The sequence below is a fragment of the Rhizobium sp. BR 315 genome (assembly GCF_050577975.1).
Lineage (GTDB): Bacteria > Pseudomonadota > Alphaproteobacteria > Rhizobiales > Rhizobiaceae > Rhizobium > Rhizobium miluonense.
This window is the reverse complement of the sequence record NZ_JARWKZ010000001.1, coordinates 228,521-250,912: the sequence shown is the minus strand read 5'-3', so window position 1 is coordinate 250,912 and position 22,392 is coordinate 228,521. Positions and strand designations below refer to the sequence as shown.

At 59.8% G+C, this 22,392-nt stretch carries 20 protein-coding genes; 16 read left to right on the top strand and 4 right to left on the bottom strand.

Going from position 1 to position 22,392, the window contains the following annotated elements; translation table 11 throughout:
* The first annotated feature begins 15 nt into the window (after positions 1 to 15).
* The 3 genes from QD409_RS01215 to QD409_RS01205 are packed head-to-tail and all read left to right on the top strand — an operon-like array spanning position 16 to position 2,755.
* Entirely contained in the window at positions 16 to 1,107 is a 1,092-nt protein-coding gene (locus QD409_RS01215) for an ABC transporter ATP-binding protein (RefSeq protein WP_430761647.1), read from the top strand.
* Positions 1,104 to 1,958, top strand: a complete 855-nt coding sequence (locus QD409_RS01210) for an ABC transporter permease (protein ID WP_430761646.1) — start codon at positions 1,104 to 1,106, stop codon at positions 1,956 to 1,958. Before QD409_RS01215 ends, QD409_RS01210 begins: the two co-directional genes overlap by 4 nt.
* Entirely contained in the window at positions 1,955 to 2,755 is an 801-nt protein-coding gene (locus QD409_RS01205; protein ID WP_430761645.1) for an ABC transporter permease, read from the top strand. Before QD409_RS01210 ends, QD409_RS01205 begins: the two co-directional genes overlap by 4 nt.
* Positions 2,756 to 2,921: 166 nt before the next feature.
* Here QD409_RS01205 and QD409_RS01200 read toward each other — a convergent pair whose 3' ends face one another.
* The 3 genes from QD409_RS01200 to QD409_RS01190 all read right to left on the bottom strand — a co-directional run bounded on the left by QD409_RS01200 (position 2,922) and on the right by QD409_RS01190 (position 5,097).
* Complete coding sequence (locus QD409_RS01200) at positions 2,922 to 4,100, bottom strand: M20 aminoacylase family protein (RefSeq protein WP_430761644.1); 1,179 nt, start codon at positions 4,098 to 4,100, stop codon at positions 2,922 to 2,924.
* A gap of 12 nt (positions 4,101 to 4,112) precedes the next feature.
* Positions 4,113 to 4,310 carry a hypothetical protein gene (locus QD409_RS01195; RefSeq protein ID WP_245297915.1) on the bottom strand — a complete coding sequence of 66 codons (198 nt, stop codon included), beginning with the start codon at positions 4,308 to 4,310 and terminating at the stop codon, positions 4,113 to 4,115.
* Between the two features lie 88 nt (positions 4,311 to 4,398).
* Positions 4,399 to 5,097: a GntR family transcriptional regulator gene (locus QD409_RS01190; protein WP_092844199.1), complete on the bottom strand. Its 699-nt coding sequence runs from the start codon at positions 5,095 to 5,097 to the stop codon at positions 4,399 to 4,401.
* Between the two features lie 228 nt (positions 5,098 to 5,325).
* Between QD409_RS01190 and QD409_RS01185 the strand changes: the two genes are divergently transcribed.
* The 13 genes from QD409_RS01185 to QD409_RS01125 all read left to right on the top strand — a co-directional run bounded on the left by QD409_RS01185 (position 5,326) and on the right by QD409_RS01125 (position 20,337).
* Positions 5,326 to 6,267, top strand: a complete 942-nt coding sequence (locus QD409_RS01185) for an ABC transporter permease (protein WP_092844201.1) — start codon at positions 5,326 to 5,328, stop codon at positions 6,265 to 6,267.
* Positions 6,268 to 6,302: 35 nt separating this feature from the next.
* Positions 6,303 to 7,139, top strand: a complete 837-nt coding sequence (locus QD409_RS01180) for an ABC transporter permease (protein ID WP_425348509.1) — start codon at positions 6,303 to 6,305, stop codon at positions 7,137 to 7,139.
* A gap of 3 nt (positions 7,140 to 7,142) precedes the next feature.
* Positions 7,143 to 8,747: a dipeptide ABC transporter ATP-binding protein gene (locus QD409_RS01175; RefSeq protein WP_430761643.1), complete on the top strand. Its 1,605-nt coding sequence runs from the start codon at positions 7,143 to 7,145 to the stop codon at positions 8,745 to 8,747.
* Between the two features lie 31 nt (positions 8,748 to 8,778).
* The gene (locus tag QD409_RS01170; RefSeq protein WP_430761642.1) at positions 8,779 to 10,368 is read left to right on the top strand and encodes an ABC transporter substrate-binding protein; all 1,590 of its coding nucleotides are present in this window, start codon (positions 8,779 to 8,781) and stop codon (positions 10,366 to 10,368) included.
* A gap of 69 nt (positions 10,369 to 10,437) precedes the next feature.
* The gene (locus tag QD409_RS01165) at positions 10,438 to 11,592 is read left to right on the top strand and encodes a M24 family metallopeptidase (protein ID WP_430761641.1); all 1,155 of its coding nucleotides are present in this window, start codon (positions 10,438 to 10,440) and stop codon (positions 11,590 to 11,592) included.
* 98 nt (positions 11,593 to 11,690) lie between these two features.
* Positions 11,691 to 12,248: a flavin reductase family protein gene (locus QD409_RS01160; protein ID WP_430761872.1), complete on the top strand. Its 558-nt coding sequence runs from the start codon at positions 11,691 to 11,693 to the stop codon at positions 12,246 to 12,248.
* 26 nt (positions 12,249 to 12,274) lie between these two features.
* On the top strand, positions 12,275 to 12,748 hold the full coding sequence (locus tag QD409_RS01155; protein WP_430761640.1) for a nucleoside deaminase: 474 nt from the start codon (positions 12,275 to 12,277) through the stop codon (positions 12,746 to 12,748).
* 3 nt (positions 12,749 to 12,751) lie between these two features.
* Positions 12,752 to 13,984: a cyanate transporter gene (locus tag QD409_RS01150; RefSeq protein ID WP_430761639.1), complete on the top strand. Its 1,233-nt coding sequence runs from the start codon at positions 12,752 to 12,754 to the stop codon at positions 13,982 to 13,984.
* Between the two features lie 480 nt (positions 13,985 to 14,464).
* Complete coding sequence (locus QD409_RS01145; protein ID WP_430761638.1) at positions 14,465 to 16,585, top strand: carboxy terminal-processing peptidase; 2,121 nt, start codon at positions 14,465 to 14,467, stop codon at positions 16,583 to 16,585.
* A 239-nt stretch (positions 16,586 to 16,824) separates the two neighbouring features.
* Positions 16,825 to 17,682 (top strand): helix-turn-helix domain-containing protein, encoded by an 858-nt coding sequence (locus QD409_RS01140; RefSeq protein WP_430761637.1) that lies wholly within the window; start codon positions 16,825 to 16,827, stop codon positions 17,680 to 17,682.
* Positions 17,683 to 17,782: 100 nt separating this feature from the next.
* Entirely contained in the window at positions 17,783 to 18,655 is an 873-nt protein-coding gene (locus QD409_RS01135) for an NmrA family NAD(P)-binding protein (protein ID WP_430761636.1), read from the top strand.
* A gap of 374 nt (positions 18,656 to 19,029) precedes the next feature.
* A complete protein-coding gene (locus QD409_RS01130) occupies positions 19,030 to 19,710 on the top strand; it encodes a redoxin domain-containing protein (protein ID WP_430761635.1) in 681 nt (226 codons plus the stop codon).
* A gap of 306 nt (positions 19,711 to 20,016) precedes the next feature.
* Positions 20,017 to 20,337, top strand: a complete 321-nt coding sequence (locus tag QD409_RS01125; protein WP_092844224.1) for a hypothetical protein — start codon at positions 20,017 to 20,019, stop codon at positions 20,335 to 20,337.
* Between the two features lie 2 nt (positions 20,338 to 20,339).
* Here QD409_RS01125 and QD409_RS01120 read toward each other — a convergent pair whose 3' ends face one another.
* Positions 20,340 to 22,049 carry an IS66 family transposase gene (locus QD409_RS01120; RefSeq protein ID WP_092844222.1) on the bottom strand — a complete coding sequence of 570 codons (1,710 nt, stop codon included), beginning with the start codon at positions 22,047 to 22,049 and terminating at the stop codon, positions 20,340 to 20,342.
* Positions 22,050 to 22,392: the final 343 nt, after the last annotated feature.

The following is a 22,392-nucleotide window of genomic DNA, read 5'->3' as shown; positions in this document are numbered from 1 at the left end:
ATATCGAGTGAAAAAATGACCCAATCGCTGGACCTGCTTAGTCTTCAGTCCGTCTCGAAGTCCTATGGCGCGGTGCCGGTGCTTCACGAAATCGATCTCTCGATCCGAGATGGCGAATTTCTGACCGTGCTCGGCCCTTCCGGCTCCGGCAAGACGACGGTGCTGCGCCTCATTGGCGGCCTTGAAGCCATGACATCGGGGCGCATCGTCCTTGATGGCCAAGACATCAGCCGCATGCCGATCAACCGTCGACCGTTCAACACCGTCTTTCAGGATTATGCGCTTTTCCCGCATATGTCGGTCGCGGCCAATGTCGGCTATGGCCTGTCCATTCGCCACAGGCCCCGCCAGGAAATCAGGCAGCGTGTCGGCGAGGCCCTCGATCTGGTCCAGCTCGGCAAATTCGCCGATCGTTATCCGGCGCAGCTTTCTGGCGGCCAGCGCCAGCGCGTAGCGCTGGCCCGCGCCCTGATCTGCCAGCCTCGCCTCGTCCTGCTGGACGAACCGCTCGCCGCACTCGATCTCGAACTGCGCCGCCAGATGCAGGAGTTCCTGAAATCGATCCAGCGCGAGGTCAAGACGACCTTCCTGTTCGTCACCCACGATCAGGAAGAGGCGATCGGCATGGCCGACCGCATTTGCGTCATGCAAGCAGGCCGCATCCGCCAATTGGGCACGCCGCATGATCTTTATTACCGGCCGAGCTGCAAGTTCGTCGCGAAGTTCTTTGGCGAAAACAATCTTGTGTGCGGAAAGCTGGCTGCCGGCGATGGAAGCACGCGTGCCATAGATACCGCGCTCGGTCGCCTTCATTGCTCTATCGAGGGACAGCCGGAACTGCGGTCCGCGCCACACGGAGCTACGGCCTTCGCTGTCTTCCGCCCGGAGGCGTTACGCGCTGCCGAAACAAATGAAGACTTGAACCGCTTCTCGGGCATCGTCGAAGAACTCGCTTTCGCCGGCTCCTCGACGGTCGCCCATATCAATTCGAGCGGCGAACGCCTGCGTCTGCGTCAGCCGAGCCGTGTAACAGGAAGCGCTCTGCGACCAGGCGAAACGATGGATCTATCCTTTGCGCCTGGCGACTCCTATCTGGTGCTATCATGAACCAACGTGGCGCCGGCTATTCCATCCTCGTGACGCTGCTCGCCTTCGCGATACCGGTCTTCTTCATATTGCTGCCGCTGATCCTCTTTCTTGGCTACAGCTTCCTGAGCGTCGCTCAAGGCACGATCAACTACACGCTCACGCTCACAAATTACGCGCGCTTCCTCACAGATCCCGTATTCCTGCCGGTATTCTGGAGTACCTGCATCCTCTGCCTCTCGGTGGCAGTCATCTGCGTGGCTCTCGGCTATCCTGCAGCCTATTTCCTCACCACGCTGCAGGGCAGATGGCGATACATCATGCTGATGCTAATGCTGGTGCCGCTGCTGATGAGCTACGTCATCAAGATATATGCCATCCGAAGCATCCTCGGCCAGAATGGCGTGCTCAATTCGATGCTGGTCGGCTTGGGCATTCTTGCTCAGCCCTCGACCCTTTTCGTATTCAACATGAATGCGATCCTGCTGACGCTGACACTTCTGCTCATCCCCTTCGCGATCTTGCCGATCTTCCTCACGCTCGAGCGCATCCCGCAGGTTCTGCTGCACGCCTCCGATGATCTCGGTGCCAGCCGGTTCCAGACATTCCTGCGCATCACGCTGCCGCTGAGCCTTCCCGGGGTCACATCCGCGGCAAGCTTCGTCTTCGTTCTGGCGATCGGCGACTTTCTGACGCCTCAGATGGTCGGCGGCGTCAGCGGCTTCACATTCGGCCGCATCCTCTACAGCCAGTTCGGCACGGCTTATAACTGGCCCTTCGGCGCTGCGCTTTCCGTCGCGCTGGCGGTGGTCGTGATCGCCGCGATCCTGCTTGGGGAACAGGCAGGCAGGCAACGGGGGCTATCACGATGACTGGCCGTATCCATCTTTCCACGATCCTGCTGGCAGCAGTCACCGCCCTCGTCGCGATCCTGCTCTATAGCCCGCTCTTCGTTCCCATCCTGTCCTCGTTTTTCGATCTCAATCACGGCCAGGTCGACTGGTCCCGGCCGACATTATCGGCCTACACGGCGCTGGCGGAAAATGGCGATGTCCTGGCCGCTTTGAGGGCGACGCTGATCGTCGGTGTCTGCACGGTGATCCTCTCCGTCGTGTCAGGCACGCTTCTGGCGCTCTATTATCACGGCCGGCATGCCGGCCGGGGAGCGCTTCAGTTCATCATTTTCCTCCCCTTCCTGATGCCGCCCGTCATCAGCGGCCTCGCGCTCCTGATTTTCTTCCGGGAGATCAATTTCGATCGATCCCTGGTAACGGTCATCATTGGACATACCGTCTTCGTGCTCGCGATCGTCTATCGGACGATCCTCACACGCCTGCAGTCGATGAGCCGCACGCTCGTCGAAGCCTCGTATGATCTGGGAGCGAATAGCTGGCAAACTTTCTGGCGCGTGATCCTACCGAACTTGTCGAGCGCGATGGCCGGTGGTGCCGTTCTTGCCTTTGCTCTTTCATTCGACGAGACGATGATCACCATCCTCGTCACGGGGACCGAGAGCACGCTGCCGGTGCGCCTATGGGCGATGATGCGATTGGGTTTTTCTCCCGATATCAACGCTCTGGTCGCGCTCATTCTCTTGTTCGCCGTGCTTCTATGCACTCTGACGGCGCGGCTTCTGATCCCGCGGCAGATGGCACGGTATCACGCCTAGAATATCTGCTCGTGAGCTGTCAGCGGACCGGTGCTATTCGTCATGGCGGCTCAAGTCCGCTTCAATGCGCAGACCTGTTATATCCCACGAAACCTCAGAGGCGATCGGCGCTGCTCCACTGGCCGTGCCGTCACCTCTTATCGCCGCAGTTCTGCCGCCAACCGAGCTACTTCTCTGCCGCACCAAGCTGCTGCCCAACGATCGCCAGCCAATAGTTGACGCCATGGATGATGGCATCGTCGTTGAAATCATAGGCCGGGTTATGCAGATCGGCGCTGTCGCCATTGCCGAGCCAGATGAAGGCGCCGGGACGCTTTTCCAGCATATAGGAGAAATCTTCCGAGCCCATGGTCGGCGGGTAATTGTCATCGACGCGGGCGTCGCCCGCGACGTGGCGGGCGGCTGCCACCGCGACCTTCGTCTTCTCCGCATCGTTCACGGTGACCGGATAGCCGGGACGCCAATCGATTTCGGCCTCGGCCGAAAACACCTTGGCGGTCATGGTGACCACATCGCGGAAGCGGGTTTCCACCGCCTTGCGCGTCTTCGGTTGCATGGTGCGGATCGTGCCGCCAATCTGGACGGCGGCCGGGATGACGTTCAGCGCCTTGTCGTTGCCGCCGCTGACATAGGTGATCGAGACGACGACCGGGTCGAAGGGATCGGTGAAACGCGAGGCGATCGACTGCAGCGCAGTGATCATGTGAGCCATGACGACGACGGGATCGTGGCTCAGATGCGGCGACGCGGCATGGCCGCCCTTGCCGTTGATCGTAACGACAAACCGATCGCCACCGGCCATGATCGGGCCGCTCCGAATCGCAAAGGAGCCGACGGCAAGGCCCGGCTCGTTATGCATGCCGTAGACTTCTTCGATGCCGAAACGTTCGAGCACACCTTCCTCGATCATCACCCGGCCGCCGCCGCCACCCTCTTCGGCCGGCTGAAAGATCAACACCACCTTGCCGGCAAAGTCACGATTGGCGGCCAGATGCTTGGCGGTCGCAAGCAGCATGGCGGTGTGGCCGTCATGTCCGCAGGCATGCATCATATTCGGCACCTTGGAGGCGTGCGGCAGATTGGTCTGCTCCGACATCGGCAACGCGTCCATGTCGCAACGGAGCGCGATGGTCTTGCCTTTGCCGAGCTTGCCATTGATGACGGCGACGACGCCGGATTTGGCAAGGCCGGTGACCACTTCATCACAACCGAAGGCCTTCAGCTTCTCGATGACGAGAGCCGAGGTCTTCGGCAGATCGAAAAGAAGCTCGGGGTGCTGATGAATGGTCCGGCGCCAGCCCTTGGCTTCTTCGGCAAGGGCTGCAAGAGTGGGATCGAAGGTCATGAGGAACTACTCTTAGAGTGTCTGACGGAACGGCGAACGATCCGGATTCGGATCGAGCATGGCTTCAAGAAGCATACGCGTATAATCACTTTGCGGCCGCTCGAAAATATCAACGGCCGGTCCTGCCTCTACCAATTTGCCGCGATAGGTAACCGCAACATCATCGCAGATATGGCAGATGACGCCAAGATCGTCGCTGATGGGACGCATCGAGCGCTGCATCGCCTTTGAAGACAGCAGTGAGTTTTCGGCTGAGAGCCCAGGCAGACGGCCGCTGCCTCTGGAAGACGTCAGGTTCCTACGCCAGGCCTTCCGCCAGCGCATAGGTGGCGAGCACGTCCTTGATGCTGTTTTCCGTGGGGAGCAAGGCGCGCGCGGTAATGGAATCGAGATGATGCGCCATGAGCGCTGCCGCTTCCTCGGTCTTGCCAGCAATCAGCTTGTCCAGCAGATCCCGATGCTCCGACACGGCACATTCCGAGGAATGGGGCCTGCCATAAAGGGCAAGGATCAGCGAACTTCTGGCGACCAGCTCGTTCACATAGCGGATGAGGCTGGCATTGTTGGTCATCTGCGCAAGAAGCGTATGGAATTCGCCGGCCAGGCGGATCGAGGCGGCATGCTCGGCTCTGGCGGCTTCCTCACCGGCAATGTGGGCGGAGAGCGTGTCGATTTGCTCTCGCGTCAGGTTTCCCGAAAGCGTTTCCACGACAAGGCGTTCCAATGCCATCCGCGTGAGAAAGAGGTCCCGGCCTTCCTCCAGGCTCGGACGCGCAACCGCAGCCCCCTTGTTGGGGCGCAATTCCACCAAGCCTTCCTGGCTCAAGCGAACCAGCGCTTCTCGAACCAGGGTGCGGCTGACACCCAGCCGCTCGCCGATCGAATCTTCAGGCAACTTTGCCCCAGGCGGAAGAGCCTGGTCGATAATAGCCCGCTTCAGGGCGCGGTGAACGGCCTGAGAGCGGCCACCGCCTGCATCGCTCACTTTCTTCGCCATTCCAGACTCCCAATGTTCAACCGATTTAACACATCGAATTGCATACGAAGATCGTATGTGTCCAGCCATTTGTTGCCTGACGGCACTGACGCACCCGCCAATGCCGAGGATATGCGCGATCACTATTTACGTCATATCAGCAAAAGATGCTTTACGGAACCAAAAATGCATGCATTAATGATATTAGATTGCATACAATAATAGAATTCAAAAATTGGGAACAATCACATGCTCGCCTTCGTCGTCAAACGAATGCTCGGTCTTGTGCCAGTGATCCTGGTCGTCTCGATCGTAGTCTTCCTGCTGCTGCGGCTAAGCCCCGGCGACCCCGCAGTCGTGATCGCCGGCGACAATGCGGACGCTGCAACGATCGAGCGGATCCGCGCGACCCTCGGGCTCGATCAGCCGTTGATAAGCCAGTTCATCATATGGGGCCGCTCGCTCCTGCATGGCGATCTGGGCGTCTCGGTTTTCTCGAACATTCCCGTTACGCAGCTCATTCTTCAGCGCCTTGAACCGACGGCCTCCCTTGCTCTGACGACACTCGTTTTCTCGATCGTGATAGCGGTTCCCCTCGGCACGATTGCCGGCGCCACCGCCGGAAGCTGGCTGGATCGGACGCTGATGCTCGTGTCTGTTCTCGGCTTCTCCATCCCCGTCTTCGTGCTGGGCTATTGCCTGATCTATGTCTTCTCGCTGCACCTGCATCTTCTGCCGGTTCAGGGCTTCTCCAGCATTCGCGACGGCATCGTCCCCTTCCTGTCGAGCATCGCGCTGCCGACGATGACATTGGGGCTTGCCTATCTCGTGCTGATCGCGCGCATCACCCGGGCAAGCGTTCTGGAAATGATGGGCGAGGACTTTATCCGCACCGCCCGGGCCAAGGGCGTCAAGGAGCGCATCGTCGTGACGAGGCATGCCCTGCGCAATTCTGCGATCCCGATCCTGACCGTCATCGGCATCGGCATTGCGCTGCTGATCAGCGGCGTCGTGGTGATCGAAACGGTGTTCAACATTCCCGGCGTCGGACGCCTCGTGGTCGATGCGATCCTGAAACGGGATTATCCGGTGATCCAGGGCGTCATCCTCATGTTTTCCGGAGTCTATGTCCTGATCAATCTGATCATCGACATCGCCTATGCGTTCCTCGATCCAAGGGTGCGGTACTGATGAACTCTCCTGCTTCTCTCCCCGCGGCGCGGGCTATGACAAAGCACTCGCTACCGCCGTTCTTGCTTCATCCGTCCGTTCTCGTCGGCGGGTTGCTCATCGCGACGATCGTTCTGGTGGCGATCGTCGCCCCTTATCTCGGCACGGTCGATCCGGGCCGCATCGCCCCTAGCATGCGCCTGAAGCCGCCATCGGAACTTGCCTGGTTCGGCACCGACCTGTTCGGTCGCGACGTCTATAGCCGCGCCATCTACGGCGCGCGCAGCTCGATGCTCATCGGGCTCTGCGTCGCAACGGCAGCGCTGGTCATCGGCGTTACGATCGGTCTGGTGGGAGGCTATTTCCGTTGGGTCGATGTCGTGGTCATGCGCATCATGGACGGCCTCATGGCAATCCCGACATTCCTGTTGGCGATTGCGCTCGTCTCGCTCACCCGTGCCAGCATCGCAACCGTTGTCGTCGCGCTTACCGTTCCCGAAATCCCCCGCGTCGTGCGGCTTGTGCGCAGCGTCGTGCTGACCGTGCGTGAGGAGCCCTATGTCGAAGCGGCGATCTCCGTCGGAACATCTATACCGGCAATCCTTTTCCGCCACCTGCTTCCCAGCACCTACGCCCCCTTGATGGTGCTTGGCACCTATATCTGCGCCTCCGCTATTCTGATCGAAGCTGGTCTCAGCTTCCTTGGAACGGGCCTGCCGCCGGAAATTCCAAGCTGGGGCAACATGATTTCGGAGGGACGCACCTTCTTCCAGGTCGCACCGCGTCTGGTCTTTCTGCCGAGCCTTTTCCTGGCTCTTACGGTGCTTGGTATCAATTTGCTCGGGGATGGATTGCGCGATGCGCTCGACCCTCGAATTGCAAAGAGGATGTGAGGGATGCTGATGAAAACGGCGACACCTGTCATTGAGGTCCAGGACCTCGCCATTCCTCTTCCGGGTGGAGGCGATCGCGGCTTTGCGGTTGATCACATCTCTCTTTCCGTCGCGCCGGGTGAAATCGTGTGCGTGGTAGGCGAATCTGGCTCCGGCAAATCGGTCACCGCCCAATCCATTATGGGCTTGCTGCCTAAGGTGTTCCCGAAGCCTGCCGGCCGCATTCTGTTCGAGGGCAAGAACATTACCGAGGCAACTCCTGCCGAAATGCGGGATCTGCGCGGCCGCGGCATCGGCATGATCTTCCAGGAGCCGATGACCGCATTGAACCCTGTGCAGGCGGTCGGCAAGCAGATCGACGAGGTCTTGCGGACCCATCTCTCCCTGTCGCGCAAGGAACGCTTCGACAAGGTTGTCGCCGCCATGGCCGAAGTTCGCCTGCCCGATCCGGAAAAGCTCTATCACGCCTTTCCGCATCAGCTCTCCGGCGGCCAGCGCCAGCGTGTTCTCATCGCGGCGGCGCTGATCCTTCAGCCCAAACTGCTGATTGCCGACGAGCCGACGACGGCGCTCGATGTAACCACCCAGGCGCAAATCCTGTCACAAATTCGCGAGTTGCAGCGCGAACGCGGCATGGGCGTGCTGTTCATCACCCATGACATCGGCGTCGTGCGCGAGATTGCCGACCGTGTGGTCGTGATGAAAGCCGGCAAGATGATCGAGCAAGGTACAGCCGATCAGGTGCTCAATGCTCCGGCCTCGGACTATACGCGCATGCTGATCGCCTCAGTTCCGACGCTTGAGCCGAAGCGAAGCGGCCATGTCGTCAAGGGCGCCGTCGCGCTTGAGGTGACGGCCGTGACAAAGACCTACCACAGCGGCGGCCTGTTCCGCGACCGCCGCACCGTCCAAGCCCTGCGGGAAGCCTCGCTTTCCGTAAGGCACGGAGAGACGCTCGGCATTATCGGCGAATCCGGCTCCGGCAAGTCTACGCTTGCGCGCTGCGTCATGCAGCTGATCGAGCCGTCATCCGGCAGCATTGAATTGCCCGATGCCACGGACGGCCGCACCTTGCGGCAGCGCATGCAGATGGTGTTCCAAGATCCGTACAGATCGCTCAATCCGCGGCGAACGGTGGGACAATCGATCATCGAAGGCCCGATGAATTTCGGCCAAAGCAAAAGCGAAGCCCTGGAACGGGCACGCGAACTGATGCAGCTCGTCGGGCTGGAGCCCCATGCCGTCGACCGCTTTCCGCATCAATTTTCCGGTGGCCAGCGGCAGCGCATCTCGATCGCACGGGCGCTGGCGATGGAACCCGACATCCTGGTGGCGGACGAGGCTGTGTCTGCCCTCGACGTCTCGGTCCAGGCGCAGGTCCTGCGCCTGATCGACGACATGCAGAAACGCTTCGATCTGGCCATTCTTTTCATCACGCACGATCTGCGCGTGGCAGCCCAGATCTGCGATCGGCTGATCGTCATGCACCGCGGGGAAATCGTCGAGCAGGGAGCTGTGTCGACCGTCTTTACCGCGCCTGCCCACCGATACACGCGCGAACTGCTCGCCTCGATACCCGGCAGGGCGGAACAAAAGGTTCCGGTTTGAGAAAAGCTCTCGAATAAAAAGGGGAATGACCATGTTTAATCCGATGAAAGCCACCCGCCAGGCCCTGCTCGCTTCGGCCGTCCTGCTATCGTGCCTCGGGACGGCCTGGGCGGAAAACACCCTCAAGATCGTGCCAAGCGCCGACCTTCAGGTGCTCGACCCGATGGGCTCGACCGCCGACATCGTGAAGATGCACGGCTTCATGATCTACGACACGCTCTACGCGCTCGATGAGCATTTCAAGCCGCAGCCGGAAATGGTCCAGGACCTGCAGCTTTCGGCAGACAAGAAGACCTATCGTTTCACCCTGCGCGACGGGCTGAAATGGCATGATGGCCAGCCGGTCAAGGCCGAGGATTGCGTGGCCTCATTGAAGCGCTGGCAAGCTCGCGACGCGGCCGGGCAGCTGATGGCCCGCGAGATCAAAGAAATGCGGGTCGTCGACGACAAGACCTTCGAGCTCGAATTCAAGGAACCCTACGGCATCGTGCTGGAATCCCTCAGCAAGGTGGCGTCGAACGTCCCATTCATGATGCCTAAGCGGATCGCAGAGACCGATCCCTACAAGGAAATCACCGATCAAACCGGCTCCGGCCCTTACAAATTCGCCAAGGACAAATGGGTCCCCGGCAGCAAGGTGGTCTATGAGAAGTTCGCCGACTATGTTCCGCGCAAGGAACCGGCAAGTGGCCTGGCCGGCGGCAAGGTGGCGCAGTTCGACAGCGTCGAATGGGATATCATCAAGGACCAGCAGACGGCGTTATCGGCGCTGATGAGCGGCGAGATCGACTTCTGGCAGAACCCCTCGCTCGACCTTCTTCCGGTTATCGAAGCCGCGGGCAATCTGCAAACCAAGGTCATCAACCAGACCGGCACGCAGGGCACGCTCTTCTTCAATCACACGCAGCCGCCCTTCGACAATCCGAAAGCCCGCCAGGCCATGTTCTACCTGACCAACCAGCAGGCTTATCTGCAGGCGGTCAACGGCAATCCCGACTATTTCAAAGCCTGCGCCTCTTTCTTCATCTGCGGCGGCCCGATGGAGACGGAAGCCGGGCTGGACGCACTGAAGGCACCCAATCCGGAGAAGGCCAAGGCGCTGTTCAAGGAGGCCGGCTGGGACTTTTCCAAGCCGATCGTCATTCTCGACCCGACCGATGAAAGCATCGTGCATCCCGAAACCGTCGTCACCGTGCAGGCGATGCGGGATATCGGATTGACGGTCGATGTGCAGGCCATGGACTGGGCAACCGTCCTGAAGCGTCGCAATTCCAAGGAGCCGGCCGACAAGGGCGGCTGGAACCTGCTTCATTCCTATGTCGGCGGACAGGTGGTCGCCAATCCGGTCTGGAGCATCACCTTCTCGGCAGCCTGCGAGAAGGGCATCTTCGGCTGGCCATGCGACAAGACACTTGAGGATCTGCGCCTTAGATGGGCGCTCGCCGATGGCGTCGAGGCGCAGAAGACCGTCGCGGCTGAATATTCCAAGCGCGCTTTCGAGATCGGTCATCATATCCCGCTCGGCCAATGGAACACCTTTGTCGCGTTCTCGAATAAGCTTTCCGGCGTGCTCACCACGCAGGACGTGCCGGTGTTCTGGAACATTAAGAAGAGCAATTGACGCGATCTCGAGGAAGGATGCCCCGACACGCCCTTTCAACCGATTTCCCTAGAATAGTGAGCCGATAACATGTCGACCGACTACGATCGTTTACCTTTCCAGCCTCAAGAATATCTGGCGCGCAGGGATGCCCTAAGAAAACTCATGGCCGAGCGCGGCATCGATGCCTGCGTGCTCAATTCGGCTGAGAACATGTACTATCTGACCGGGTTCGGATCGCTCGCCTACGGCGCGACATCCCTGATCGTTGGAGCAGATGGCAAGGCAATCTGGGTGATGCGGCTAACCGAACTCAGCAACATCCGGGCGCTCAAGGGCAAGATCTGGGCGGACGAAGGCGTCGGTGTCCGGGACGGACAGGACTATACGGCCGTTCTCGAACGGACGCTCGCCGATTTCGTACCCGCCAAGGCCACGATCGCCGTAGAATATGCGACGGTGCAGACTGCCTTGCGGGGCTTTATTCGTGCGAAGGACGATGCTGTTCTCAACGCATCCGGGCTTGTCGAGCAGCTGCGTCGCATCAAGAGCCCAGCGGAAATCAACCTTCTGCGCAAAGCGGGCCAGATCGCGGCTCAGTCTTGCCGTGATGGCTTCGAGGCATTGCACGAGGGCATGACCGACACCGAGCTTGCCGCTGTTGTCACCCATAGCATGCTCGCCAACGGCAGCCACCGGCCGGTCAAGATGGCGAATGTCTGCGCCGGGCCTCGCACCGCACGCGCCCACGTCACCTGGTGCGGTGCTCCGATCTCACGCGGAGAGCTGGTCAATATCGAACCGGCCGCGTCGATCCACGACTATCACACGCCAATCTTCCGGTTCTATTCGATCGGCGAGCCGGTGGACCGGGTGCGGCGCATGTTCGACGTGTGCAAGGAAGCGCTCGACGAGGGCTTTGCGCGCGTTCGTCCCGGCATGACCTCGCATGAAGCCGCACGCATATTCGAAGGCGTGATCGAAAGCCGCGGCTTTGCCGAATGGATGGTCACACGGCCTGCCTACAGCATCGGCGCCTCCTTCCCGCCCGGCTGGGGCGAGGACGATGTCATGGCGATCCGCCGCCATCACGATGTCGTTCTCGAAGAGGGCATGTGCTTCCACGTGACCCCCTGCCTTTACGAGGATGGGATCGGCTGCGTCGGCGCCAGCATGCCGGCGGTATTGACCGCCGGCGGATTTGAATCCCTGAGCGGCGACGAAGCGATTTTTGGTATCAAATGAACGAGGGCACTTTGGATATAGGCGAGCATAGCGACGCCTCGGGCAGCAGGACCGCTTTTGATTTCACGAAGCTTACTGCACGCGAGCGCTACAAGCTGATGATCGGCACGATCATTCCGCGCCCGATCGCGCTGGTGACCACGGTCGATGAACATGGCCGCTTTAATGCGGCCCCGTTCAGCTTCTTCAACTGCCTTTCGGCCGATCCGCCCATCGTGGCGATCGGCGTCGAGAACAATCCCGACGTCTCCTTCAAGGATACCGGCCACAATATCAGGATGACCGAGGTCTTCACGGTCAACATCGTTTCGCATGCTATCGCCGAAGCGATGCATATCTGCGGCACAAAATATCCGCGCGGGGTCGACGAAATGAAAGAGGCAGGCCTGACTGCCATGCCCGGCGAAAAGGTTGCCTCGCCCTGGATAAAGGAGGCTCCGGCGGCCTTCGAATGCAGCCGGCATCTGACGCTGGAGCTTGGCAAATCGCGCCAGATCATCATGGGCGAGATCATCTTTGCCCATTATCACGCGGGCGCAGTCGATGAAGGCCTCCATGTCGATCCCGGCATTATCGATTCAATCGCGCGGCTCGGCGGCGACACCTGTTCCACGATCCGGGACAGATTTGAAATGCTGACCCCGAAGCTGGCGTGAAGGGGGTTAAAACAAGAGAGAACATTATGGACATTGAATCGCGTTTCCTCTGCGAAGCGATCGAGCTCGCGCACACGAACTCCCAAAATGGCGGCCGCCCGTTCGGCGCGCTCGTCGTCAAGGACGGCGAAGTGGTCGCAACCGGCGTGAACGAGATCCTCAACACGAACGATCCCACCGCGCATGCGGAGATGGCGGCGATCCGTCTCGCCAGCCAGAAGCTGAAGTCACCGAACCTTCAGGGATGCGCGGTCTACGCCAGCGGCCACCCCTGCCCGATGTGCATGGCAGCGATGCGGTTGGCCGGTGTGAGCGCAGTTGCTTACGCTTATTCCAACGACGATGGCGCGCCATTCGGGCTGTCTACCGCCGCAATCTACGAGGATCTGGCCAAACCCTTCGCCGAGCAATCGATGAAGATCCGCTACGTTCGGACCCGTCTGGAATCGCAGCCCGACCTCTATGCCGATTGGAAACGCCGGCAGGACGAGCGGCTCTGAATCATGAAGAATACAGTGCCCGCCTCCACGCGCCCGCTATTGTTCGTCGTTGCCATCGTCGGGCTCAATCTGAGGCCGTTCATTACTGCGGTCGGGCCGCTTGCCAGGGACATCCGGACGGAAACCGGCCTTGGCCTTCAGGGCATGTCGCTTCTGACCATGGTGCCGATGATCTTGATGGGGATAGTCGCCTTCATCGGACCGTCCCTTCAAAATGCGATGGGCGCACGGCGGTTGATCCTGGCGGCTCTGGCGGTGCTGGGGCTCGGATCGCTTCTGCGCTTCTATTCCGCCACGGACTGGCAACTGGTCGGAACGGCAGCCGTCATCGGCTTTGGGGTCGCGATCATTCAGGCGGTATTTCCCGGCGTCATCAAACGGATATTCCCCACGCGCGTCGCCGTCGTGATGGGGCTCTACTCCTCGATGCTGATGGGCGGCGGCGCGCTCGGAGCAAAGGCTGCGCCCGTCGTCGCCGAGGCGGCGGGGACCTGGCATGCGGGCCTTGCCTGGCTTGCCGTACCGGCCGTCATCGCGCTTCTGCTTGCCTTCATCTATTTGCCGGCCGATCATCGCCGAACCTCCGGCGGCAATGTGACGACCCATTTGTTGAAGCGGCCGCGCGCCTGGCTCTTGATGGCGTGTTTCGGGCTCGTCAATGGCGGCTATTCCTCTGCGGTCGCCTGGTTGTCGCCATACTATCAGGCACAGGGATGGAGCGGCGCAGCAACGGGGAACCTGCTGGCGGTCATGGCTGTCAGTCAGGCGATATCCGCTCTCGTGCTGCCTTTGTTCATCGGCCGCGAAGGCGATCGCCGGGTCTGGCTATGGTTGACGCTGATCTTTCAGGCGACAGGTTTCGCCGGTCTCGCCTTCTGGCCGCAGCTGGCGCCTTTCGCCTGGGCGGCGCTGGTCGGCGCCGGATTGGGCGGCTGCTTTGCCCTGTCGCTGGTGGTGGCGCTCGACCATCTCTCCGATCCCGCACATGCGGGTGCCCTATCGGCTCTGATGCAGGGTGGCGGATTTCTCATCGCCGCAATACCGCCGTGGATCGTCGCGGTTCTGCACGACCTCACAGGCGGCTTCCAGTCGGGGTGGCTGCTCCATCTGAGTTGCGTGGTCGTCGTGATAGCTCTGGTACAGCGTCTCGCTCCGCACACTTACGAGAAAACGATGCCGGTGATGAGCGGGGAACCATTGACAAATCAAGAAAGCAGCGCGCCAGTATCGAGCTAGGAGATTTGGCACCTCCGGCCTGCTCCTTCAGACCGACATAGCCGATAGCAAACGGCGCTTCGGCAAATTGCCATTGGTCTGAAGATTATTCATACCGCTACCTGCTGGCGGAATGAATTGAGTCCCTAAAAAGGCCACTAGGAACCATTTTTGAACCTTATCCACGGTTTTGGGCTGCAGCCCTCGACAAAAAGAAGGCGGTTTGGCGACTTATCGCGGGCCGAGCAAATCCCCCAGCCCATCAGGCGCAGTAAGCTCCTCAGAGGCCGTATTCTTTTATTGACAACAACCGCTTAGACGCTTCAGCAAAATCCGGATATGGCAGGCGCCTGTCTTGATAGGACCATCTGTCTCGAACAGAAAGCCGCTTCACAGCTTCTCTGGAAACGATACAGTTGCCAAAAATCCATAATTGCTCCACGAACATCACACATTAAATACGCAATACACACTCAACGTCGAGAATCGGATCAGAGCTTAATGCGCGTAAAATATGGTTTCCTCTGCATGTTCCTGGCAATTGCCCCATCGGCATATGCTCTGGAAGCCACCTCGCCACCGATTTTGGCGCCGCTGCAGCAGCAGGCGCAAGCGGCGATTTTGAGCTCACAGTTTCTCGCTCGGTTCCATTATAAGCCCGTTCCGCTTGACGATGCTTTGTCCGCCAAGATCATGAACCGGTTTATCAAGTCCCTGGATCCGGATCGTGCCCTCTTCGCACAGGCGGATATCGACAAGTTCATGGCTGATAGCACCAAGATCGACGATGCCATCAACCATGAGGACTTGCGGATCCCGTTTTCGATCTTCAACACCTATGAGCAGCGCGTTGTCGACCGCATGACCTATGCACGCAGCCTGCTCAAACAGAACTTCGATTTCAATGTGCAGGAAGAATATTCCTTGCAGCGTGACAAGGAGCCCTGGCCGCAATCCGAAGCGGAAAGCAACGAGCTGTGGCGCAAGCGCGTCAAGAGCGACTGGCTGCGCCTGAAGCTGGCGGGCAAGGCTGATGACGTCATTCGCACGACGCTCGACAAGCGCTATCAAAACTCCCTGGAGCGCGCCTACAAGTACAAGAGCGACGATGTGTTCCAGATGTTCATGGACGCCTACACGAAGTCGCTCGATCCCCATACCGACTATTTCGGCGCGGCTGCTTCTGCCGAATTCGATATTTCCATGAAGCTCTCGCTGGTCGGCATCGGTGCGGTCCTGCAGGAACGGGATGACTATACGACGATCCGCGAACTCGTGCCCGGCGGCCCGGCACAATCGTCGGGCAAGCTTGCGGTCGGAGATCGTATCACCGGCGTCGGCCAGGGTGAGAGCGGTCCGATCAAGGAAGTGGTTGGCACGCGCCTCGATGAAATCGTGCAAATGATCCGGGGCGCCAAGGGTTCCGTCGTGCGTCTGGACATTTTGCCGGCGGATGCAGGACCGGACGGCAAACACAATATCATCAGCCTGGTGCGCGACAAGATCAGCCTCGATAAGCAGGCCGCCAAGAAGACGGTTCTCTCCGTCAAGGCTGACGGTGCCACGCGCAAGATCGGCGTGATCACCCTGCCGGCCTTCTATGAGGACTTCGAAGCACGCCGCAGGGGCGACAAGGACTACCGAAGCGCAAGCCGCGACGTCGCCAAGCTTCTTGCTGAACTGAAACAGGATAAGGTCGACGGCGTCCTGGTGGATTTGCGTAACAACGGCGGCGGTTCGCTCTCCGAGGCGATTGATCTGACGGGTCTGTTTGTCGGCAAGGGTCCGGTCGTTCAGCAACGCGATGCCGGCGGCAAGGTGGAGGTGGAAAGCGATGACCTTTCCGCGCCTGCCTGGACGGGCCCGGTTGGCGTGCTGATCAATCGCGGCTCGGCATCCGCTTCCGAGATTTTTGCCGCAGCCATACAAGATTACGGCCGAGGCGTGATTGTCGGTGAGCCGAGCTTCGGCAAAGGCAGCGTGCAGACCGTGGTCAATCTCGACCAGGTGGCCCATAACAGCAAGCCGAAATTCGGTGAGCTGAAATTGACCGTTGCCCAGTTCTTCCGTGTCAATGGCGGGACGACGCAGCTGCGCGGCGTGACACCCGACATCGGCCTGCCAGGCCTTTCGGACCCCAAGAGCTTCGGCGAGTCGAGCTATGACAACGCTCTACCATGGACCGAAGTCAAGCCGGCTAAATATGTGCCTTCCGCCAATATGGCACCGTTGCTGCCGCAGCTGCAGGGCCGTCACGACGCGCGCGTGCAGAGCGATCAGGATTTCCAGCGCTTCGTAGAAGACGTCGCGGAACTCAAGGTGCAGCGCGAGAAGCGGGCTATCTCCCTCAACGAAACCCAGCGCCGCAATGAGATGGCCGCCCAGGCGAAACGCATGAAATCGCGCGAGCAGATAAACGATGGCGTGGACAATAGCGAAGACGATGGCCTGCAGGCAAACGAGCGCAGCCTGAGTGCCGATATCGCCATGGAAAAAGCACGCAAAAATGCAAAGGATGTCCTGTTGAAGGAGGCAGCTGCCATCGTAGCCGACGAGGCGGATCTGCAGTCGGACGGGCTGAAGGCGACCGCACAGCGATCGGGAAGCACGGACGGAAAATAGTCTTTTCCTGATGGCCGCAACCATACGGCTGGATGTGTGCCATCGGATTGCAGGCCGGCGCAAACGATGCTGCAGCAAGATTTCGTGTTCAACGGCCCGCGGCGTGATTCATGACGCCGCGGGCCGTTGCCGCTCGTAGACGATACGCCGGCATCTCGACCGGCCGGGCGAGTTTCCCTATAATTTCGGTATCCGGGCTCTCCAGCCTGTGAGACTCGAAGTTGCAGGAATCCGAAATCATGGATCAGCTTAGCAATGCCGCCGCTACTCTTCTTTCCAGCAGGGATCGCGGCTGGAGGGGTTTGGATGCCGAGTTCCTTCACATTCGCGCCGGTCGCACGCATGTGCCGGGATTGCAGACCCATCGGCTCGGCATTCATTTCGGACCGACGGTGAACGCCCATTGCCAATGCGATGGCCGGGATCTGCGCCGCCAACAGAAACATGGCGATATCGACATCGTGCCCGCTGGGCTCGATGGCTGGTGGGAGGATGATCGCGATTGTACCATTCTGCGGCTGACCATCCGGCCGGAACTTCTTGAAACAGCCGCCCGAGAACTTGGCCAGGATCCCGAAGGAGTTTCACTCACGCCGCAATTCCAGCTTCGAGATGCCCGGCTCGAATCGATCGCCTGGGCCATCAAAGCCGAGATCGAGGCGACCGTACCATCCGACAGAACCTATGCTGACACCTTGGGCATGGCTCTGGCGATCCGCCTGCTGGAAAGCAATGGGCAAAGGCGGATAGGGACGGCTACAACACGCGGCACGCTGACCAGCCGGCAACAACGACGCCTGGCGGAATTCATCGAAGACCATATCGATCAATCGCTGTCTCTTGCCGATCTGGCGATCGTTGCCGGGCTCAGCGTATCGCATCTAAAACCGCTGTTTCACGGCAGCTTCGGCATGCCGGTCCACAAATATGTGCTGGCCCGCCGTGTCGAGCGTGCGAAATTGCTGCTTATGACGACGGATATGCCACTTGCCCAGGTCGCACTGGAAACCGGCTTTGCCCATCAAAGCCACATGGCCCATTGGATGCGGCGGATCACGGGCTTCACTCCCAGCATGATCACCCGAATGCATTCCTGACATCGATTGTCGTCCAAACCTGCGATAGATCGTCCGAACCTGTGCGAACCATCGCTCGCCGACGGGTAAAGCTGTGAGCGGACGAACAGGAGAAGTCACGATGCATGTCATTCTAGGTGCCACCGGAAAAGTTGGCCGCACCACCGTTGCCTCTTTGCGCGACGCGGGCGTACCGATTCGCGCTGTCCTTCGCGATCCGGCAAAAGCACAGGCATTTTCAGACCTCGGCTGCGAGATCGCCATTGCCGACTTGAACGATCATCAAGCCCTGGTCGCTGCAATGAACGGCGCCAGCGCCGTTCAGGTGATCTGCCCGGTCGATGTCCGCGTCGAACACGCCTACTCTAAAATGCTGGTAACGATAGAGGCCTTGGGCGAGGCTCTGGCAGCAGCCAATCCCCCGCTCGTCCTCGCCATCTCCGACTATGGCGCAGAACAGAGCTCCGGCACGGGCGTCACCATGATTTTCCATGCGCTGGAGGCACGGCTAAGGAAACTGCAATCCAGGCTCATCTTCCTGCGATCGGCTGAGCACATGGAAAACTGGGCACGTCTGGCAAAAGCTGCTGCCGGAAGCGGCGTATTGCCGAGTTTCTACCATCCCCTCACCAAACTGCTTCCCACCGTCTCCGCCTTCGACGTCGGCTCCATCGCCGCCGAACTGCTCCAGGAAAAATGGGATGCAAAACTGCGCATCGTCCATGCCGAGGGCCCGCGTCGCTACACGCCGAACGATGTTGCGGCGGCCATTGGCCTGCTCGCCGGTCGCGATGTCGTCGCCCGGCCGCTGCCCGAAACCGAATGGCAGACCGCGCTGATGCGCGCGGGTCTTTCCGAGAGCTATGCCGAGTTGCTCGTCGAGCTCTACACCGCCCATAATGCCGGCAAGATAGATGCGGAGAGCGATGTAGGCCAGATTCGCCGAGGCCGAACCGAACTGCTGGACGCGCTGCGACCGCTTCTCGGCGCATGAAGGTGAGCTTAGGGAGAACGAACCATCATAGTCGGTAGAACGGGACAGGCCGTCAGCATCCCCTGATGATCACGACGGCCTGCGTTCCGGATAGGCGGAGGCTTGCGGCAAGGAAATCCTTCTGCTTCGCGAGCGCCGCTGAACATTGACCGGGCCACTGTCGGCTTCTGAAGCCGCCTTCGTCCGACGCTACTCGGATTGAGGGGGATCGCATCACCAGGCAATCGAATACAAGATTGGCGTTGTCGCCGGTCGGAGCGGCGAATGGCATGCCGGACCGCAGATCTCACCATCGGGCGCTGGGCCTTCTTGCGACAAGTGGTATAGTTAAATCTCGGTCGTTCACCTGGACGATACGAGAAAGGAATTATTCCATGGGAGACCAGAAGCGCCCGCTGCAACCGGGAGAAACCGCGCCCGCGTTCGCGCTAGCCACGGCCAACTTCGACGGAACGGTCTCTTTCGCCGACTTGAGCGGTCGTCCGTTCTTGATCGGCTTTTTTCGCGGGCTGCACTGCCCGTTCTGCCGGCGTCAGGTGGAACAGCTTGCCGGCGTACAGCCGACGCTGCGCGCCGCCGGGGTGGAGACCGTGGCCGTAATAAACACGCCGGTGGAACGCGCCCGCCTATATTTCCGCCACCGGCCTACGCCAGTAACGCTTCTATGCGACCCGGACTGCCGCACGCATCGGGCTTATGGCGTGCCGCATGCCGAGTTCCTGCCCGAAGGGAGCAGCGAGCAGCCCGAATGGCCATATGGCGCAACGATGGCGCAGTTCCAGGCGGCACGCATCAACCCCACGGGCGAGCTGCCGGAACCGCTACACCCGATGGAAGCCAACACGGTACTCAACGCCAAGGACCACTTCGAGCTTGACGAAGCCGATAATGCGATTTTCGCGAACCACGCTACCCAGCTCGTCGGGCACTTCCTGGTCGATGCGAACGGCATCATCGGCTGGGCACAAATTGAGTCGCTCGATGGACCGAACAGCCTCTCCATTTTCCCGACCGCGGCAGAGATCATCGCCGCCGCCGGCGGCCTTGGACGCTGACCCGCAGTGAACAGTCTGCCAGCGTTGCCGCGCGATGTCGAATGAGGGCGACGACGCGCATTGATCCGGCCGATGACCGCGCTTGGCGCGCATTGCAGTCAAGCTGTGATCGATCACATTTGGCGTTCGTTCAATAAATTCGGGTGCGCCACCAGATCTGCGCCAGTTACACGGAATACGTACGCGGAGCAAAATGGGTGGCACGGGCGGAATTCTGCTTGATAAAGGATCTTGTGGGTCGTCGATAATACGGGATTGCTTTGGTGCTTTTCCGGAGCGACGATTTCCTTATGTGGAGGCATCGGGATGCACGGGATCACCCTTGACGGCTTGAGTGAAGCGGAACTGATCGAGCTGCACGATCAGGTCGTTGATCGACTGCATTTTCTGCATCAGCAAAAGACCACCCACGCGCTGCTCGAGCTGGCGATTGGTGAGCGCGTCATGTTCGAAGACAACAGCGGCCAGACGCAGGCGGGCATCGTGATCCGTCGGAACCGTAAGACAGTGACGGTGCACGCCGACAACGGCCGCCAGTGGAATGTTTCCCCGCAGCTGCTGCGGAAAGAAAGCCGGGTTGAAGAAACACGGTCCGGCAAGCTGGTGCCGTTTTCGAGAAAAGGCTGATCTCAGTTTGTCGCCAGGACAAGGTCAGCCAGCGGCGGTATTGTCGATCCGGCGGGGACAAGACCGAGGCGGTCACCAAGATAAGTGTAATATGAGATGCCGAGCTTCTGGCAGGTCTTCAGTAAGCCGAGCATGACGTCGCGAGCGATACGACCGTCAAGGCTCATCGTGCCACCGGAGATCTTTCGCTTGGTGACGAAGGTCCGCAGATCGTTCTCCGAGGCATTGGTATGCAGTGGAATCTCGGGATGTTCGAGGACTTTGAGAAGCTCCCGTCGCCGCCGATGCAAGCGCGCCAACAGCGTATCGAGGGCGTTATAGCCGGTGCGTAGGGTGAAGATGCGATCGAACCTGCGCCGGAAGGCATGGGCTGCCTGCGGTGATGGCTGTTGCTTCCAGACCTTGAGCGCCTTGTAGAAACGCCAGACGAGGTCGCGAACCAGTGCGAGCGATCGAACCTCTTTCGCCTTTGCCGGCATCAGCTTTTGCAACAGGCGCTCGCAATGGATCCAACACAAAGCGTGATTGCCGACGCGGAACTGACCGGCATCGTCGGAGACAATGACCGTGTTGCCGAGCAGACCGTGATGGCGGATTGCGCCCCAACTGCCGGCTTCGGCGAGCAGGCGCATCAATTGTCGATCAAAGATGTCGATGCCTCTGCCGGTCAAATATTCCAGGAAGGCAACCTGGTCGGCAAAGATAATGGCGGATCTGCTCTGGAGCTTCTCCATGAGCGCCTGCTCGGCGCCCTGTGTCCGCAGCCAATTCATCGCCTCGTCATTGAGGATATAGTCCTGATGGCCCGCTTTCAGGATGGACAGGAAGTTGAGCCGCGATTTGGAAAAGCTGGTGCGGAAGGCGGAAAAGCGCTCGCCACCGATCTGGGTCGTGTAGGCGTTGCGCCTGACGTGGCGAGCACCAGTATCGTCGACAGTGATGAAGGGCGCCGAAACCAGTCCGGCACGCAGAACCGCACTGTCTTCCTCGACGAATGGCATAAGGTCTGTCGTGAGCAACCGCACAACCTGCCGTTTCGACGCGATCATCGCCAGCGATGACGCTGCGATCTCGACGCCGATGCTGTTGAGAATCTCGGTCAGCCTGGGCGTCGTGACCTGTCCCTGCGCATGGAGCGCCAGACATATCCGACGCAAATTGCGACCAAAGCCGCTGGCAACCCCGTCTGGCAAGGGAGCAGTGATCAGTTTGCCCTGGGGCGTCAGCCAGCGTTCCCGGCGATAGTTCACGAGCTCCGCCGACAGAACCAGATCGCGCACCAGGAAGTTCTTGTATCCTTTGAAGCGTGAGCCTTCGGGTACGTCGGCCTTCAGCGTCACGGTGCGGGTGATCCGGTTCTTGTCGCGCTTAGGGCCGCGGGGCGGCTTACCGGTTGTTCGATCATCCTTGGGATTGTCCTTGGCGGGATCTGTTGCCTTGTCCATACCTGATGGTCGAAACGGGGGACGCGGCGGCAGTTTCTTCAGCCGCGCGATCTCATCACGCAGTTGCTGGTTCTCGACCTTCAGGCGGACATTTTCCAACCGCAGTTCTGTATTGTCTTGGCGCAGGGCTTCGTTCTCAGATCGCAGCGCCGCGACGTCGGCCTTCAGCGCATTTAGCTCTTCGACAAACCCGCCGACGAGCCGGCGCATCGCCACCAGCGACAGCGTCTCAACATGCTCAACGGATGGCAGCGGCTTCTTCCCCATGGCGAGAAAGAATCATGATTTGCCCACTGGCGGAATCGCCCACCACCGCCTTTCGGATTCCAGGCAGATCTTTATGCACAGCTAACTAACTGCACGTTTTATCTTCCCGAAAACTCCACCGGCGCCACCCCTTTTGCTCCGCGTACCGGAATACTAGCCTGTTGAGGCAATTTCTGACGCGACTATCTCTCTGAAATCAAAGAAACAACAAACCATGATGAAGCTATTCGATCATTCGCTTCCGTAAGCGGTACAGGCGCCAAAATATATCTTTTGCCGTCGATTTTCCCTAGCGCCGCGGCAGTTGTCCGCGGACAACTATCAAAACCTGGAAATCCTCGGG

Coding starts and splice junctions, on each gene's coding strand:
- QD409_RS01215 (WP_430761647.1), top strand. CDS start 16: ATGACCCAATCGCTGGACCTGCTTAGTCTTCAGTCCGTCTCGAAGTCC.
- QD409_RS01180 (WP_425348509.1), top strand. CDS start 6,303: ATGACAAAGCACTCGCTACCGCCGTTCTTGCTTCATCCGTCCGTTCTC.
- QD409_RS01120 (WP_092844222.1), bottom strand. CDS start 22,049: ATGGGGAAGAAGCCGCTGCCATCCGTTGAGCATGTTGAGACGCTGTCG.
- QD409_RS01135 (WP_430761636.1), top strand. CDS start 17,783: ATGCATGTCATTCTAGGTGCCACCGGAAAAGTTGGCCGCACCACCGTT.
- QD409_RS01145 (WP_430761638.1), top strand. CDS start 14,465: ATGCGCGTAAAATATGGTTTCCTCTGCATGTTCCTGGCAATTGCCCCA.
- QD409_RS01130 (WP_430761635.1), top strand. CDS start 19,030: ATGGGAGACCAGAAGCGCCCGCTGCAACCGGGAGAAACCGCGCCCGCG.
- QD409_RS01155 (WP_430761640.1), top strand. CDS start 12,275: ATGGACATTGAATCGCGTTTCCTCTGCGAAGCGATCGAGCTCGCGCAC.
- QD409_RS01175 (WP_430761643.1), top strand. CDS start 7,143: ATGCTGATGAAAACGGCGACACCTGTCATTGAGGTCCAGGACCTCGCC.
- QD409_RS01140 (WP_430761637.1), top strand. CDS start 16,825: ATGGATCAGCTTAGCAATGCCGCCGCTACTCTTCTTTCCAGCAGGGAT.
- QD409_RS01150 (WP_430761639.1), top strand. CDS start 12,752: ATGAAGAATACAGTGCCCGCCTCCACGCGCCCGCTATTGTTCGTCGTT.
- QD409_RS01190 (WP_092844199.1), bottom strand. CDS start 5,097: ATGGCGAAGAAAGTGAGCGATGCAGGCGGTGGCCGCTCTCAGGCCGTT.
- QD409_RS01185 (WP_092844201.1), top strand. CDS start 5,326: ATGCTCGCCTTCGTCGTCAAACGAATGCTCGGTCTTGTGCCAGTGATC.
- QD409_RS01200 (WP_430761644.1), bottom strand. CDS start 4,100: ATGACCTTCGATCCCACTCTTGCAGCCCTTGCCGAAGAAGCCAAGGGC.
- QD409_RS01195 (WP_245297915.1), bottom strand. CDS start 4,310: ATGCGTCCCATCAGCGACGATCTTGGCGTCATCTGCCATATCTGCGAT.
- QD409_RS01165 (WP_430761641.1), top strand. CDS start 10,438: ATGTCGACCGACTACGATCGTTTACCTTTCCAGCCTCAAGAATATCTG.
- QD409_RS01205 (WP_430761645.1), top strand. CDS start 1,955: ATGACTGGCCGTATCCATCTTTCCACGATCCTGCTGGCAGCAGTCACC.
- QD409_RS01125 (WP_092844224.1), top strand. CDS start 20,017: ATGCACGGGATCACCCTTGACGGCTTGAGTGAAGCGGAACTGATCGAG.
- QD409_RS01210 (WP_430761646.1), top strand. CDS start 1,104: ATGAACCAACGTGGCGCCGGCTATTCCATCCTCGTGACGCTGCTCGCC.
- QD409_RS01160 (WP_430761872.1), top strand. CDS start 11,691: ATGATCGGCACGATCATTCCGCGCCCGATCGCGCTGGTGACCACGGTC.
- QD409_RS01170 (WP_430761642.1), top strand. CDS start 8,779: ATGTTTAATCCGATGAAAGCCACCCGCCAGGCCCTGCTCGCTTCGGCC.